Consider the following 15,094-nt stretch of genomic DNA (forward strand, 5'->3'; position numbering starts at 1 on the left):
GTCCCCTCTTCGGGCCTCTCCTCCGCGCGCGAAGTCCCGGTGGCACCGGCGATCCCCTGCGGGGCACTCTCCCCGGGCCTTCCCTCCCTCGTGCTCACGCCGACCTCACCCTCGGATCCAGGACGTGGTAGACCACGTCGGCCAGCGTGTTCATGACGATCACCGCGACGCAGACGAGCATGAAGGTCCCCTGCATGACCGCGTAGTCGGGGCCCCTGATCGCCTCGACGAACAGCAGGCCGAGGCCGGGCCAGGAGTAGACGAACTCCACCGAGACCGCGCCGCCGACCACGAACCCGATCTGCATGAACACCAGGGTCACCGTCGGCAGCAGCGCGTTCGGCACCGCGTGGCGCCGCCGGACCTCGTCGTCGCGCAGTCCCTTGGCGCGGGCGGTGGTCACGTAGTCCTGGCCGATCTCGTCGAGCAGCGAGGAGCGCATGACCAGCAGGTACTGCGCGTAGACGACGGCGACCAGGGTGAGGCACGGCAGCACCAGGTGGTGGGCGACGTGGAGGAGGTAGAGCGGCCCGCCGGGCGCGTCGACGTCCTCCATGCCCCGGGTGGGGAACATTCCGGGTATCGGACCCATCCCCGCGGCGAAGACCATGAGCAGCAGCAGTCCCAGCCAGAAGGTCGGCACCGACCACAGGGTCAGCGCGGTCCCCGTGGAGAAGCGGTCGAACCGGCCGCCGTGGCGCCAGGCGGCCCTGGTGCCCTGCCACATGCCCAGGCCGACCGCGACGGCCAGCCCGGTGCCCACCAGCAGCAGTGTCGGGCCCACCCGCTCGCCGATGAGCTCGGCGACCGGCCTGCGGTACTCGTACGAGGTGCCGAGGTCCAGCCGCAGGGTCCGCAGCACGAAGTCCAGGAACTGCTCGCCCAGCGGCCTGTCCAGGCCCATCTGCCGCCTGAGCAGGGCTAGCTGCTCCGGCGTGACCGGCACGTCGCGGGTGTAGGCGATGGTGGGATCGCCGGGGATCAGGCGGAACAGGAAGAACGTCGCGACGATCACCAGCCCGATGCCGAGCAGCGCCCCGCCGAGCTTGACCAGCGCGTAACGCGCCACGCTCCGGCGGGCGCCGCCCCCTCGGTGACCGTCACCCGGCGGCGCCTTCGTCAGTTCGTCCGGCAGTGTGCCCATCGGCCGCTACTCGCGGTCGTCGGCGGTGGCGCGGCGCCGCCTGGTGAGGAGGAAGACCCCGGCTCCGACCAGCGCGACGGTGACCACCGCGACGGTCAGGACGACGCCCCCCGTGGAATCGTCGTCGGCCGGGGCGGCGCGCTCCACCGCCCGCAGGGAGTAGACCGGCCAGTAGCCGCTCCCGCCGTACAGGATGCCCTTGTCCTCCGGGATCGGGGTGATGGAGGCGATCCGGTCCTTGCGGTAGCCCTCCAGGTTGTTGGGATAGTAGAGCGCGATGACGGGGGCCTCGGTGTAGAGACGCTCCTGCATCCGCTTGATCAGTGCGACGCGCTCGGCCCTGTCGAGCTCGGCCAGCTGCGCCTGGTAGAGCCTCTCGAACTCGTCGTCGCAGAAGAACGACTCGGTGCCGCCGCCCTCGCCGCTCGCGGTGGGCCTGCGGCTGCACAGGTGGGTGGCCAGGACCTCCTCGGGGTCCGGGTTGACCGACCAGCCGCTGATCGCGATGTCGTAGAGCGCCGTGCCGCCCGTCTCCTCGGTGAACTTGTTGGCGTCGAGCTTGCGGGTGGTGATCTGGATGCCGATCTCCCTGAGCCAGCCGGTGAGGAACTGGGCGAGCTTGTCCTCGACGGGGTCCTCGGTGTGGACGCTGAAGCGCATCTCCAGCTTGCGGCCCCCGCCGGGCATGGTCCTGATCCCGTCGGCCCCCTTGGCGTACCCGGCCTCGTCGAGGATGCGGTTGGCCTCGGCCGGATCGAAGGTGACGGCCTTGTCGCCCTCGGCCCTCCAGAAGAACTCCCGGTACATCGGCGGGATGATCGAACCGTCGGCCGGAACGGCGAGCCCGTTCTGCACCTGCTCGACGAGGGTCTTCTTGTCGATCGCACGGTGGATGGCCCCGCGCACCCTGGCGTCCTTCAGCGCGGGGTGCCCGTCGCCGATCGGCTCGCCGTCCGCCGTCTCGGCGCCCGGGTTGAGCTGCAGGTAGCTGGCGCGGCGGCCCGGGGTGTTCCACTGCACGAGGTTCGGGTCACCCGCGAGGGCCTCGAACTGCGGGGGTGCCAGCCGCCCGATCCAGTCGACGTCGCCCTTCTTCAGCCCGGCGTTCGCCGCCTCCGGGTTCTCGTAGAAGACGACGTGCAGCTCGTCGATGTGGGGGGCGCCGCGCCAGTACGACGGGTTGGCCCGAAGCTTCACGTAGTTGTTCTTGCTGTGCTCGACGGCGATGTAGGGGCCGCTGCCGACGCCGGGGTAGGTCTCGTTCTCGAAGGTGCCGATGTCGGGAACGCCCTCCCACACGTGCTTGGGCACGATCGGGATCGGCAGCTCCAGCATCGAGGCCTGCGGCTTCTTGGTCTTGATGACCAGGGTTCGGTCGTCGGGCGCCGTCACGGTGTCGAAGTTCTCGACGGCGGGGCCGTTGGCCGCCTTGGCCGCGTCGTCCGTCATGATCTTGTTGAAGGTCCACGCGGCGTCCCCCGCGGTGACCGGTTCGCCGTCCGACCAGGTGGCCCCGGCCCGGATCATGAAGGTCCAGGTCAGCTTGTCCGGTGACGTCTTCCACGACTCGGCGAGGTCGGGGCCGGGCTTCAGGGTCTTGGGGTCGGGCACCGTGAGGTAGCCGTACGTCCAGCGGTGGATCGACGTCGAGATCAGCCGGACCGCCAGGAACGGGTTCATCGAGTCCATGCTCTGCGTCGCGCCCAGCCGGATGATCTTCTTCTCCGGCCGGGGCGCCCGCGCGGCGGAGAGCGCGAGGGCCCCGGCAGACGCGGGACGCTCCGGGGATGACGCGTGCGCCATGGGAGACGCGGGACGCTCCAGGGGTAAGGCGTGCACCTCGGGAGACGCGGGACGCGTTGGAGGTGACGCGTGCGCCACGGGAAGCACCGCCGTCGCCAGCGCCATTGACAGTCCCAGGCTCAGCGCCGCCAGACGCGCACCCGTTCTGAGCATGCCGTACCCCGCCTTCGGATCGGTGACTCCTTGACAACGAAGGCACACCATATGAACGGCGCGTGTCAACGAGCGGTGGAAGATTGTTTCACTCTCGTTTTATTTGGCGACATTATTTTTCAAGGCCTCCGCCACGAACCAGCACGAACGGGATTGCAGATTAGAAACAGGGCGCCCGACACTCGGAACCGACCAGTTGGTATGGACGGGGTCATCGAGGGTGCGGCATGCTACAGAACATGACTCTGTTCTCGGTGGAAGGCAAGACCGTCGTCGTCACCGGCGGATCCCGGGGAATCGGCCGGATGATCGCGGCCGGGTTCGTCGACGCGGGAGCCACGGTTTACATCTCCTCGCGGAAGGCGGCCGAGGTCGGCAAGACGGCCGCCGAGCTGGGGTGCACCGCGATACCCGCCGACCTGTCCACGGAGGACGGGGTGTCCGCGCTCTTCGAGGCGGTCGCGGAGCGGGAGTCCCGGCTTGACGTGCTGGTCAACAACGCCGGGGCCACCTGGGGAGCGCCGCTGGAGGAGTATCCCGAGCAGGCCTTCGACAAGCTCTGGGGGATCAACGTCAAGGGCGTGTTCTACCTGACCCAGCGGTTCCTGCCGCTGCTGCGCGCCGCCGCGAGCCCGGAGGACCCGGCCAGGGTGATCAACATCGGCTCGGTGGACGGCCTCCGGGTGCCGACGATGGAGAACTACGCCTACTCGGCGGCCAAGGCGGCCGTGCACATGCTCACCCGGCACCTGTCCCAGCGGCTCGCCAGGGAGTCGATCACGGTCAACGCGATCGCCCCGGGGCCGTTCGAGTCGAAGATGATGGCCTTCGCGCTCGACGACCCGGCGATGCGCGCGGCGGTCGCGTCCCACGTCCCGATGGGCAGGATCGGCAGCCCCGAGGACATGGCGGGGACCGCGATCTTCCTGTCCTCGCGCGCCGGCGCCTACCTCACCGGGACCGTGATCCCGGTCGACGGCGGCATCTCGGGTCACGCGTAGGGCCTGGCCGCCCTTCTCGGTGACCTGGGAGCCCCGCCCGGCGGCCCGGGAGCCCTGCTCGGTGACCCCGGAGCCCTGCTGACGGCCGGGACTCTTCGCTCACGGCCGGATTATTGGCATCTTTCATCACAAATGCCCCAAAAGCGCCATCCGTAACACAAGTGTAAAATTTTACCCCTTGCCGTCATTTCTTTCAGATGACAGCTTTACCTCATGCTGAAGCGTTTCAAGGTGATGGCACCGGCCGTACTGGCCGTTGCCATCGCTCTTCCCGCCGGAGCCGCCCAGGCGGATCCCACTCCGGCCGCGCCCCCCGTGACCACCTGTGACGCTACCCAGACGCCCCCGGCGTACAACGGCAAGGTGCCGACGCCCAAGAGCGTTCTCGGCTTCGATCTCGGCGAGCGGGAGGTCACCTCGGCCGAGTCCGACACCCTGCTCACCGCGATCGACAGGGCCAGCGACCGGGTCGTCTCCGGCACCCTGGCCACGACCGCCGAGGGACGGCCGCTGAAGTACGCGATCGTCGGCACCTCGAACAACATCCGGAACCTGCGCGCGATCGAGGCCTCGATCAAGCTGCTGCGCAACCCCCTCACCCCCGCCTCCGCGGCGAAGGTCCTCGCCAGGAAGACGCCCGCGATCCTGTGGATCGCCGGAAACGTGCACGGCGGCGAGGAGAGCGGCACCGACGCGGCGCTGAGGACCCTGCACGACCTCGCCGGGCGGGACGACTGCGCGGCCAAGCGCATCCTCGACAACGCCGTCGTGGTGATCCTGCCGACGCAGAACCCCGACGGCCGCGAGGCGGACACCCGGCGCAACGCCTACTCGTTCGACATGAACCGCGACTGGTTCGCGCGGACCCAGCCGGAGACCGACGGCAAGATCGAGCTGATGCGCAAGTATCCGCCGCAGCTCTTCATCGACGCCCACGAGATGGGCGGCACCGAATACTTCTTCCCGCCGAACGCCGACCCGTTCTACCACGACATCGCCGAGCCGACGATCGACTGGATCAACAACACCTACGGCACCGCGATGATCGACGAGTTCACCAGGCGCGGGATCCCGTTCTTCAACCGCGACGTCTACGACATGTTCTACATGGGCTACGGCGACACGGTCCCGACGGCCGGGTTCAACGCGGCGGGCATGACGTTCGAGAAGGGGAACGCCTCCCCGATCGCGGCCCGCGCCTTCGAGCAGTGGCTGACCCAGTGGGTCTCGCTCTCGGCCGCGGCGGCCAAGAAGACCGAGATCCTCACCACCTGGCACGGCATGTACGCCGAAGCGCTCAAGCAGGGGCTCGACGGCAGGCTGGAGCCGAACCAGGTCTACAACCCGGGCAACGAGGTCATCACCCAGGTTCCCGACCGCAAGGTGCGCCACTACTTCCTGCGCGCCGACGACCCGGCCAAGAAGGCGGAGACCGAGCTGATCGTACGGCGGCTCCAGCGCATGGACGTCCAGGTGTTCAAGCTGGCCCTGCCGCTGACGGTCAAGGACTTCAAGGCGTACGGCAGGCCCGAGGCCAGGACCACCCTGCCCAGGGGCACCTACTGGATCCCGATGGCCCAGGGCCAGAAGCACTGGGTCCAGGCCATGCTGAACGAGGACACCTACACGCCGTTCCCGTACTTCTACGACGTGACCGCGTGGAGCCTGCCGCTGCTCGGCAACGTCTCCGGCGGGTCCTCCGGCCAGGTGCTGCTGCCCCTCGCGACGCCGGTCCAGCCGGTGAACGCCCCGTCGACCAAGGTCACGACCTCCCGCAAGATCGGGGTCCTGCAGCTGTCCGGCGGCACGGCGCAGAACGCCGCCGAGTCCTCCGGCTGGCTCCGTCACCGCCTCGACCGCGACTGGAAGCTGCCCTACACGGTGCTCACCCCGGCCGACGTCGCCGCGGGCAAGCTGACCGGGCTCGACGTCGTGCTCGTACCCGACGGCTCGGCCAACGCGGCGAACACCACCCTCGGCGACGCCGGGCGCGCGGCACTGCGCGACTGGGTCAACGGCGGCGGCCGGTACGTCGGCTGGGCGGGCGGCACCCAGCTGGCCGTCCTGGCCGGTGTCTCCGGCGTGACGCTGACCGAGCCGACCTCGGACGTCCCCGGCTCGCTCTTCAGGACCAACGTGACCGCCGGTCCGCTGAGCGGGAACGTCGGGTCGAGCGTCATGCAGTTCTACGCGTACGACCTGGTCATGCGTGCCGCCGACCCCGCGCACGTGGTGTCCTCCTACCCGGCCGCGGACTCGCCCGACTGGTTCCAGTCCGGCTTCGCGCTGGGCGCCGAGGAGCTCGGCGGGACGGCGGCGGCGGTCGACGAGCCCGTGGGCGACGGTCACGCGGTGCTGTTCGCCGCCGACCCGAACTTCCGCGCCTTCACCGACGGCACGATGAAGATCATCTCTAACGCGATCACCGCCGACCTGCCGTCCGCCTCCGCGCGGGCGCGGGCGCTGGCCCCCGCCCCCGAGGCCTCCCGGGCCGCCGCGGCCATCCCGGACCGCGGGGCGCCGATCCGCGTCACGGTCCCCGCGTCCGACCGCGACAAGGTCACCGCGGCGCTGAAGGGTTTCGGCGCCACCTGGACCGAGCAGCCCGCCACCGGCGGGGCGCTCCGGTTCACGGTCGCCAACCCCGAGGAGCTCGACCTGCACGAACACCCCTGGGCCCGGAAGCTCCCCGCCGCCCTGCGCACCGCCGGGGTCTCCCCGCTCGCGGTGGTGATGCCGCACTGACACCGGCGCGGCGCGCGTCCCGTTCCCGGGACGCGCGCCTTCGCGTCTGTGCCGGCGTCCCGTACGGGACGCCGGAGTACCGCGACCCGGGTACGAAGCGTCAGAGCGCCTCGGCCAGGGCACGGGCCAGGTTGGCGGCGGCCTCGGACGCGTACCGCAGGAACAGGTACGGCTCGGTGAGCTCGATCTCGATGAGAGCCGGACTTCCGTCGGCCAGACGGACCAGATCCACCCGGGCGTAGAGCACCCCGGGGAACTCGCCGAGCACCCGCTCGGCCAGGGCGAACTGGTCGGGCTCGGGGGCGCGGAGCTCCCCGTGGTCGTTCCCCTGCCCCGGCCTGCTCGCGCTCTCCACCAGCATCGCGTTGCGCCGGACGGCGTGACTGAACCGGCCGCCGAAATACAGCAGCGAGGTCTCCCCCTCGGTCTCGACCATGTCCAGGTACGGCTGGATCATCGCGGTCCGCCCCCCGGCGGCCAGCCTTGCCGCGTGGGCCTCGGCCTCCTTCCGGTCCCCGGTCCTGATCGTGTCGCGGGCCCCCGCCGAGATCGAGGGCTTGACCACGTACTCGTCCAGGACGGGAAAGTCCACGGCCTCCCCCGGCCCGACCCAGTAGGTCGGAATGGACGGCACGTCCAGCTCCCGCAGGTAGGTCTTGTCGGTGTTGCGCTCCAGCACGGCCGCCGGATTGAGCACCCGCGTGACCGACTCCGCCCGGTGGGCCCACGCGAGGAACTCCACCCGCCGCTCCACGTAGTCCCAGGGCGTACGGACCACGACGGCGTCGAACGCGGCCCAGTCGACCTCGGGATCGTCCCACCGCACGATCTGCCCGGCGATCCCCTCCTCGGCCCACGCCGCGACGGCGACCTCCTTCTCGTCGTCGATCCCGTCCGGGTCGGCGAAGGTCACGTACGCCACGGAAACACCCACGAAAAACTCCTTATGTCAGCACCAAACAAACACAAGGCACCTTACCTGGAAGCGGTGTGCGGGGCTATGACCTGTATGTTCTGCATCTCCAGTCTGCGCTGTCTGCGCACTATGGAACTCGCGCTGTGCCGTCCGTGCGCGCTCCGGTGGGCGGGTGCTCCGGCCGGCCGTCTCAGTGGCCGTCTCGTCATTCAGGCCTCCGGCCTCGCGGGCGCGATGGTTGCGGATCTTTATAAGCCGGCCGGAACACCCACCCACCTCCGCGCCTTCCGCCCCGCCGTACCGCGTGCGGACCGTAGCCGCTCACCCCCGGGCCGCCCATCGAGCTCACCGCCGCTGAAGCCGTCACGACGAGACCGCCCAGGGCGAATCGCCGTAGCTGAAGCGTGTCTCTCCGACACAGCGCAGGGTTGATCACCGTAAAGGTCAGGAACGGAGGGCATCTCGTCCGGCCACCCCGACCGTGAACGGACGAGCCTCTGGACCCCTCACCAGGGCGATGAAGACCACCCGGTCCCACCAGTTCGCCCTGCAGAAAATCTGGTTGCGACCCCTCGCAGGGTGATGAGGACGCTCCTCCATCCATTGATCCAGCTCGAGATGACGCGGTTGCGACCCCTCACAGGGGTGATGAGGACTTGACGCTACGGGGAGGGACGCATCCCTGCCCCGCCTCAACGCGATCCGGACCGCTCAGGGTCCGCGGGCGGGCCGGAGACTTCGAAGGTCGTTCTCAGATCGCGGACAGGTCCGTGGTGATGTCCGCCGCCGGTGTGTTCCGTGCCTGGTTCCAGGAGGTCCCGGCCCACAGGTGCAGTGTCTCGGCGTCCCCGCCGGCCACCGCGGCGCGCCGTAGCGGCGCCGTCAGGTGATGGATCTGCGGATAGGCCGCGGGCGCCCGGCCGGAGTACTCCGTCATGAATCGGTTGACCAGGCCGCGCGCCGGACGTCCGGTGAAGGCTCTGGTCACGGCGGTGCGGGTGAAGCGGGGATCGGTCAGCGCCGCACGGTGGACCACGCTGGTGCCGCTCTCGGGACAGAGCAGGTAGGCGGTGCCCGCCACGGCCGCGACCGCTCCCGCGGACAGGATCCGGGAGACGTCGGCGGCCGAGGCGATACCGCCGGCCGCGATGAGGGGAAGCCGTGACACCTCTCGTACCCGGGACAGCAGGCGCTCCAGGCTCATGGCCTCGACGTCCGCGTTGGTGAACGACCCGCGATGGCCACCCGCCTCCTCCCCCTGGACGCACAGCACGTCGGCCGCCGAGGCCAGCCGCGCCTCGTCCGCCGACGTCACCGTGACCACCACGGTGGTCCCCCGGTGGCGGAACGCCTGGATCAGCTCGTCCTCCGGACAGCCGAACGTGAACCCCACCACCGCGGGCGGATCCGCCAGCAGATCCGCGACCTTGGCGGGGAAATCGTCATCACCCCCGCGCGGGACCCCCAGGGTGGCGCCCAGCCGCTGCGCCTCCCCCTCGATGACCCGCGCATAGGCGTCGATCTCAGCCTGATCGACCTCGTCGGCCGTCGGCATGAACACATTCACCCCGAACGGACGGGACGTGAGCTCACGCGTCCGCTCGATCTCCTGGCGCATCTGCGCGGCCGTCTTGTAGCCGGCCGCGAGAAACCCCAGGCCGCCGGCTTCGGACACGGCCGCGACCAGTTCGGGGGTGGACGCCCCACCCGCCATGGGAGCCTGCACGACCGGCAGCCTGAACGGCCACGACACCGAATCGGACATCGGCTTCTCCTCTTTCGGCGCCCTTGGGGCGGTACCACCGGCGCCACGACGGCGAACGGGACCGGACGGCCACATCAACCCGGGCACACCACGGGCGATCTCCATCAGGCTCTGAAAGCCTATGCCACCACCCTTCGCCACCTCACACGCGAGTCCGAGGTAGCTCCAGGCCAGGTGGCCGGATCGCATCGCGCGGACGGATCCGCCACCTCATGATCCGGATCCCGAACAGGGCCTAAACTTGGCTTTTAACCTCCGATTTCCGTATTTGCCCTGTTGGTGCAGATGGTGACCCATCGCGGACTGTGGCGGTGAGGCCATGTCGACTCGCAAGACGAGAGGCGACCAGCGGTTGAGTCAGCGGAACTCGACCTCGATATCGTGCTCGGAAAAGATCTCCAGGAGGTCGTCCAGTTCGACGCTAGGCCCCCAGTCGCGCAGGCGGTGGTCCGGCCGGTCATAACCAGGGGCGAGATGTCGGCGGGCCACGTCGGAGTGGTGCCAGACCAGCCGGAATGGGCTGGCGGCACCCCATCCGTGGCCGAGGCAGTCGTCGAGGTGGCCGAGGTTCCAGCCGAAGTAGCCGCCGGGACCGTTGATCGCCTCGCCGATGGCGCAGTAGAAGGCGTCGATGTCGGTGACGAAACGGCCGTCGAGGTGATACGTCGTTCCAGCCGGTTTGTCAGGCAGGCCCTGAGGGCGGTGACTGGCCGCCAAGCCGGACCATTCGTGCCGCAGCAGCCGGTCGTAGCGTGCCCACAGGTTGGGCTCGGCCGGGCCGCCGTCGTACCACATCTGGAAGATTTCGCGGGCGCCGCTCGGCGTTGGCTCCTCCATCCCGCCGTCGAGGGCGATGTCCAGCAGGCCGTCGCCCAACCTTGACGGGCAGACCGAGACGACGGTGGCCGACAGCACCCCGGCTCCTCCGGCGATGCGTCCGTCGCGTTGGATGGCCACGACGGACGCTGTGATCCTGCACCCCTCGACAACCCCTGGCAGCGGCGCTTCGGGACGGAAGCCGATCAGCGTCACCGGCCGGACGGGCGTAGTGGGGCGCTTGCGGAAGACTCCGGCGACATCCAGGCACTCGCCGAGATTCTCGTTATTGAGCGCGGCCAGGCGGAACCCCGTCACGTCGGGCTTCTCCTCCGGCATCCCCCACTCCGGAAGCAGTCGGATATATCCGTGTAAGTCGAGGTCCACCAGACCCGCCCGCGCCGCCGACGGGCGTCGGTCGACCACGGTGACGTCGATGAGCTCCTCATCGCATGTGCACCCGTGCTCGTGCTGCAGGCACCTGGCGGGCCGCTGCTGCGGCCGGTGGACGGGAACGAGGGCGATGCTGGGCAGCCACGCCCGCTCGGTCCCTGTATGCCGCAGCGCCTTCAGCAGCGGACCCGCCGGATCGCAGCCGAGCAAACTGAAGATCTCGGGTGGGGGGACGGGCTCAAGGTCCACGAAGAGCCCGTCGATGTCGTGGCAGACGCCCGGCGTGACGTCCACCTCACTGGTGTAATCGTCCAGCAACAGCCACCGCGCGCCCGACAAAGCGGAAGTCGTCATCGCGACAGATCCTAATGCTGGAGAACCGATGGACACAGCTGAGCGGTACCGGCGCTTCGCCACCATGGAGACCTGCGGGCACTCTCCGTCGTACGGCCTGCTGACGAGCCGGATCGCCGACGTCCCCGCGCCGCCCGACGCCGCAGCTTGATCTTAACCCGCACCCTTTCGGGCAGCTCGTCGATCCATGGGCGCCTTGGCCGTTCGCGAGACAGTAAGGCGGCCTTGGCGTGATCATGTACGTTGCTGAAAAAACCGCCGATCACTACCAAAGCCGTGAAGCCCGGCCCCGGACGGTCACTCGGCTCCAAGAACCGCCGACCCGCACACCACTACGACGCGAGCAAGACCATCAAGCGAGAAACCACCCTTGCCGCCCGGCTTGGACAGACGGGTCAAAGATCAAGCTAAGCCCCGCGAACCGGTTCCGGGTCGGGGGTGTCGACGAGGAGCTTGGCGACGGCGTCGCCGATGTCGGCGGGGTCCCAGCGGGCGCCCAGGTCGGCGCGGGGGCCGTGGCGCCAGCCGTCGGCGAGGGAGATGGCCCCGCCCTCGACCTCGAAGACCCTGCCGGTGACGTGCCGGGACCCGGCCGAGCCGAGCCAGGCCACCAGCGGGGCGACGTTGGCCGGGTGCGTGGCGTCGAAGCCGCCCTCGGGCCCGGCCGGCGTGGCGGGCACCTCTCCGGTCATCCGGGTGCGAGCGGCCGGGACGATCGCGTTCACCGTGACGCCGTAGCGGCCGAGCTCCGCCGCGGCAACCTGGCTGAGTGCCACGACGCCCGCCGTGGCCGCGGAGTGGTTGCCCTGGCCGACGCCGCCGAACAGCCCGGCCCCGGAGGAGGTGTTGATCACCCGGGCGTCCACGGGCTCGCCCGCCTCCGACCGCTCCCGCCAGTGGGCGCCCGCGTGCCGCAGCGGCAGGAAGTGGCCCTTGAGCTGGACCCGGATCACGTCGTCCCACTCCTGCTCGGTCATCGAGACCAGCATCCGGTCACGGACGAACCCGGCGTTGTTGACCAGTGCGTCCAACCGCCCGAAGGCGCTCAGCGCCATCTTGACCAGGCGGGCCGCGCCGTCCCACTCGGTGACGTCGTCGCTGTTGGCCACGGCCCGGCCGCCCAGGTCGCGGATCTCCTCGACCACCTCCAGGGCGGGGCCCGCGGAGCGCCCGTCGCCCTCGCGGCCGGTGCCGAGGTCGTTGACCACGACCCTGGCTCCCTGCCTGGCGAACTCCAGGGCGTGCTCCCTGCCGATGCCGCGCCCGGCACCGGTCACGATCACCACACGCCCATCACAGATCCCGCGCATGCCAGGGCCCCTTTCGCCACGATCATGCAGAGTTTCCCGGCTGTTTACCTTTCATGTCTAGATGCGATCTTTAACCGGTACGGCGAAGCCGTGACGGGCCCCGAACCGTCAGTTCACGGTGAGGCCGCGGGCGGCGAGGATCAGGGCGGCCTGGGTGGGGCTGATGACCGCTCCGCGCAGTGACCGGAGCCGGGTGTCGTCGACCTCGCCGAGGTCGGCGCCGCGCAGGTCAGCCTTGGTGAAGACCGTCTCGACGATCCGGGCGCCGATCATGCGGCAGTCTTCGAACACGGTCTTGGTGAAGTCGCAGCCCGACAGGTTGGCGTCGTCGAAGCGGACGCCCCGCAGGTGGAGGCTTCGGAGTGAGCAGCCGGTGAGGTCGGCCAGCGCCAGGTTGGAGCCGTCGAACCGGTAGCCGGTGCCCCGGCAGGCGGACAGCACCGCGCCGATCATGCGGCAGCCGGTGAAGGTGACGTCGGTGAGCAGGGCCAGCTCGAAGCGCGCGCCCGACAGGTCGACGTCGGTGAAGGTCGCGTCGACGAGCTCGGCGTTCGCGAACTTGAGCCCCGCTCCCCCGCCCCCGGAGAAACGCGCCCCGTCCAGGTCCGCGCGGCGGAAGTCGGCCCGATCCAGCACGCACCTCTCGAACGAGGCCTCCACCAGCGACGCCCCGGTGAGGTCGGCGCCGGTGAGATCGCACTCCCTGAACACGTAGGGCCCGTCACCGGTCAGATGATCGCCGAGCGAGAGCCCGGCCAGATCGACCCCGTGGATCTCCCGCTGGTCCGCCAGCAACTGTGCCGCATTCATCCCGCGATTCAAGCAGCCCGCCCCGACAGAATCCTCACCGCCGTACTCCGGGCAGGGCGCTTTGCGGTCAGGTGGTGCCCGTGTCTCCGGCGAGGAGCTCGGCGGCGGCCTGGCCGCAGACGCGGGCGGCCCCGTGGGTGGCGATGTGGACGGCGCCGAGGTCGGAGCGGCCCGGCAGGCCCATCTCGACCACGACGGCGTCGGCGCGGGCGGCCAGCAGGTGCCGGAGCGCGTCGGCCTGCCAGGGGTGGCGGTGCGCGTCGCGGACGACGATGACCAGGGGCCGCTCGGCGGCCGCGGCGAGCACGGCCTCGATGGCGCCTCCGGTGGCGGTGGAGGCGGCCAGCCGGGTGACCGTGGTGCCGGGGAGGAGCTTGCCGAGCGGCTCGCCGACGCCCCACGGAGTGTCCTTCTCGATGGCGAGGTTCATCTCGGGGGCGAGCTCGACGACGTGCGGCGGGGCGGGCAGGGGAAACACCGCGGCCGCGGAGCGGCGGGTGATCCGCAGAGCCCGCCGGGCGGCGGCCAGGCCGATCGACGGGGTGCCTGGACCGGAGGTGCCGGGGCGCGAGAGCGCGCTCCGGTGGGTGGTCGTGGCCCAGAGGGCCAGTTCGCAGACGCGCCGGGAGGCGTCGGCGAGCCGCTCCTCGGAGAGCCTGCCCTCGATCACGGCGTCCACGATCGCGTCGCGGATCCCGATCGCGGTCTCCTCCCCCGCGTGCTCGCCACCCACGCAGATCGCGTCGGCGCCCGCGGCGACGGCGAGGACCGAGGCCCCGCCGATGCCGTACGGGCCGGAGACGGCGGCCATCTCGATGCCGTCGGTGACGATGACGCCCTCGAAGCCCAGCTCGACCCTGAGCAGGTCGTGCAGGACCGGGCGGCTGAGGGTGGCGGGCATCGCGGGGTCCAGGGCGGGAACGAGCAGGTGCCCGGTCATGACCGTGCGCACCCCCTGCTCGACGGCCGTGCGGAATGGCCGCAGCGCCACGTCGCGCAGGTCACCGGGGGTGGCGGTGACGAGCGGCACCCCGTGGTGGGAGTCGACCGAGGTGTCGCCGTGGCCGGGGAAGTGCTTGGCGCAGGCGGCCACCCCCGCCGACTGCATCCCCCGGATCCAGGCGGCGGCGTGCCGGGCGACGAGGTCGGGGTCCGCGCCGAAGGAGCGCAGGCCGATGACCGGGTTGTCGGGGTTGGAGTTCACGTCGGCCGAGGGGGCGAAGTTGAGGTTGACGCCCGCCAGGGCCAGGTCGCGGCCGAGGTCGGCGGCGAGTTCCTCGGTGAGGCCGGTGTCGTCGACCACGCCGAGGGCGAAGCTGCCCGGCCGGGTGCTCCCGTCCGCGGCCTCCAGGCGGGTGACCTCTCCGGACTCCTCGTCGATGCCGACCAGGACCTGGGGGTTCTCCTCGCGGAGCGCGGCCGTGAGATCGGCGACCTGGGAGGGGGTGGCGATGTTCCTGGAGAAGAGCACCACCCCGGCCAGTCCCTCGCCGAGACGGCGTCGGATCCAGTCGGGCGGGGACTTGCCCTCGAAGCCGGGAAAGACGACCGTCTCCGCCAGACGGAGCAGCTCTGGGCCGCGCTTCATTCACCCCTCCTCGCCTGACGGCCGGTCGGCGTTCCTGCCGAAGACGCGCAGACACCACGTTGTCACCGGACCCCTGGGGAAAGCGCTCCCACAGCGGCTTGGCGCAAATCTAATAGGAAAGTTTCCTAATTGCTAGTGGGCTGACCATAGGCCTTCGACTCGGGATTTTGCAGATCGGAACGATGGACGAGTCAAAGGTCCGCTGATAGGGAGGCGGGAAACGAAGGGTCTCCCCGTACGGCGGGACCCGCCACCACCCGCGTGGGAAAGACGGATTCGCCGCCGCCATCGGTGAA

The 15,094-nt window shown here is 70.1% G+C and carries 11 protein-coding genes; 3 read left to right on the forward strand and 8 right to left on the reverse strand.

Going from position 1 to position 15,094, the window contains the following annotated elements; translation table 11 throughout:
• Positions 1–94: 94 nt before the first annotated feature.
• Positions 95–1,144 carry an ABC transporter permease gene (locus ACSDR0_RS03395; protein ID WP_435287218.1) on the reverse strand — a complete coding sequence of 350 codons (1,050 nt, stop codon included), beginning with the start codon at positions 1,142–1,144 and terminating at the stop codon, positions 95–97.
• A gap of 6 nt (positions 1,145–1,150) precedes the next feature.
• On the reverse strand, positions 1,151–3,100 hold the full coding sequence (locus tag ACSDR0_RS03400; RefSeq protein ID WP_435287219.1) for an ABC transporter substrate-binding protein: 1,950 nt from the start codon (positions 3,098–3,100) through the stop codon (positions 1,151–1,153).
• Between the two features lie 239 nt (positions 3,101–3,339).
• On the opposite strand from ACSDR0_RS03400, the gene ACSDR0_RS03405 reads away from it, so the two are divergent.
• Entirely contained in the window at positions 3,340–4,101 is a 762-nt protein-coding gene (locus ACSDR0_RS03405) for an SDR family oxidoreductase (RefSeq protein ID WP_435287220.1), read from the forward strand.
• 213 nt (positions 4,102–4,314) lie between these two features.
• Complete coding sequence (locus ACSDR0_RS03410) at positions 4,315–6,846, forward strand: M14 family zinc carboxypeptidase (RefSeq protein ID WP_435287221.1); 2,532 nt, start codon at positions 4,315–4,317, stop codon at positions 6,844–6,846.
• Positions 6,847–6,946: 100 nt separating this feature from the next.
• Here ACSDR0_RS03410 and ACSDR0_RS03415 read toward each other — a convergent pair whose 3' ends face one another.
• The 3 genes from ACSDR0_RS03415 to ACSDR0_RS03425 form a co-directional block, all read right to left on the reverse strand.
• Positions 6,947–7,780 (reverse strand): ATP-grasp domain-containing protein, encoded by an 834-nt coding sequence (locus ACSDR0_RS03415; protein ID WP_435287222.1) that lies wholly within the window; start codon positions 7,778–7,780, stop codon positions 6,947–6,949.
• Positions 7,781–8,513: 733 nt separating this feature from the next.
• Entirely contained in the window at positions 8,514–9,527 is a 1,014-nt protein-coding gene (locus tag ACSDR0_RS03420; protein ID WP_435287223.1) for a nitronate monooxygenase, read from the reverse strand.
• A gap of 357 nt (positions 9,528–9,884) precedes the next feature.
• Entirely contained in the window at positions 9,885–11,090 is a 1,206-nt protein-coding gene (locus ACSDR0_RS03425; protein WP_435287224.1) for a barstar family protein, read from the reverse strand.
• A gap of 28 nt (positions 11,091–11,118) precedes the next feature.
• Here ACSDR0_RS03425 and ACSDR0_RS03430 point away from each other — a divergent pair, with 28 nt between their 5' ends.
• Positions 11,119–11,241: a hypothetical protein gene (locus tag ACSDR0_RS03430; RefSeq protein ID WP_435287225.1), complete on the forward strand. Its 123-nt coding sequence runs from the start codon at positions 11,119–11,121 to the stop codon at positions 11,239–11,241.
• Between the two features lie 256 nt (positions 11,242–11,497).
• Here the strand turns inward: ACSDR0_RS03430 and ACSDR0_RS03435 are convergent, their stop codons facing one another.
• From ACSDR0_RS03435 to ACSDR0_RS03445, 3 genes are all read right to left on the reverse strand, one after another.
• The gene (locus ACSDR0_RS03435; protein WP_435287226.1) at positions 11,498–12,400 is read right to left on the reverse strand and encodes an SDR family oxidoreductase; all 903 of its coding nucleotides are present in this window, start codon (positions 12,398–12,400) and stop codon (positions 11,498–11,500) included.
• A 108-nt stretch (positions 12,401–12,508) separates the two neighbouring features.
• Positions 12,509–13,210 (reverse strand): pentapeptide repeat-containing protein, encoded by a 702-nt coding sequence (locus ACSDR0_RS03440; RefSeq protein WP_435287227.1) that lies wholly within the window; start codon positions 13,208–13,210, stop codon positions 12,509–12,511.
• A 67-nt stretch (positions 13,211–13,277) separates the two neighbouring features.
• On the reverse strand, positions 13,278–14,798 hold the full coding sequence (locus ACSDR0_RS03445; protein WP_435287228.1) for a glycoside hydrolase family 3 protein: 1,521 nt from the start codon (positions 14,796–14,798) through the stop codon (positions 13,278–13,280).
• Between the last annotated feature and the right edge of the window lie 296 nt (positions 14,799–15,094).

Origin of the sequence: Streptosporangium sp. G11 (genome assembly GCF_051192615.1) — a bacterium.
Lineage (GTDB): Bacteria > Actinomycetota > Actinomycetes > Streptosporangiales > Streptosporangiaceae > Streptosporangium.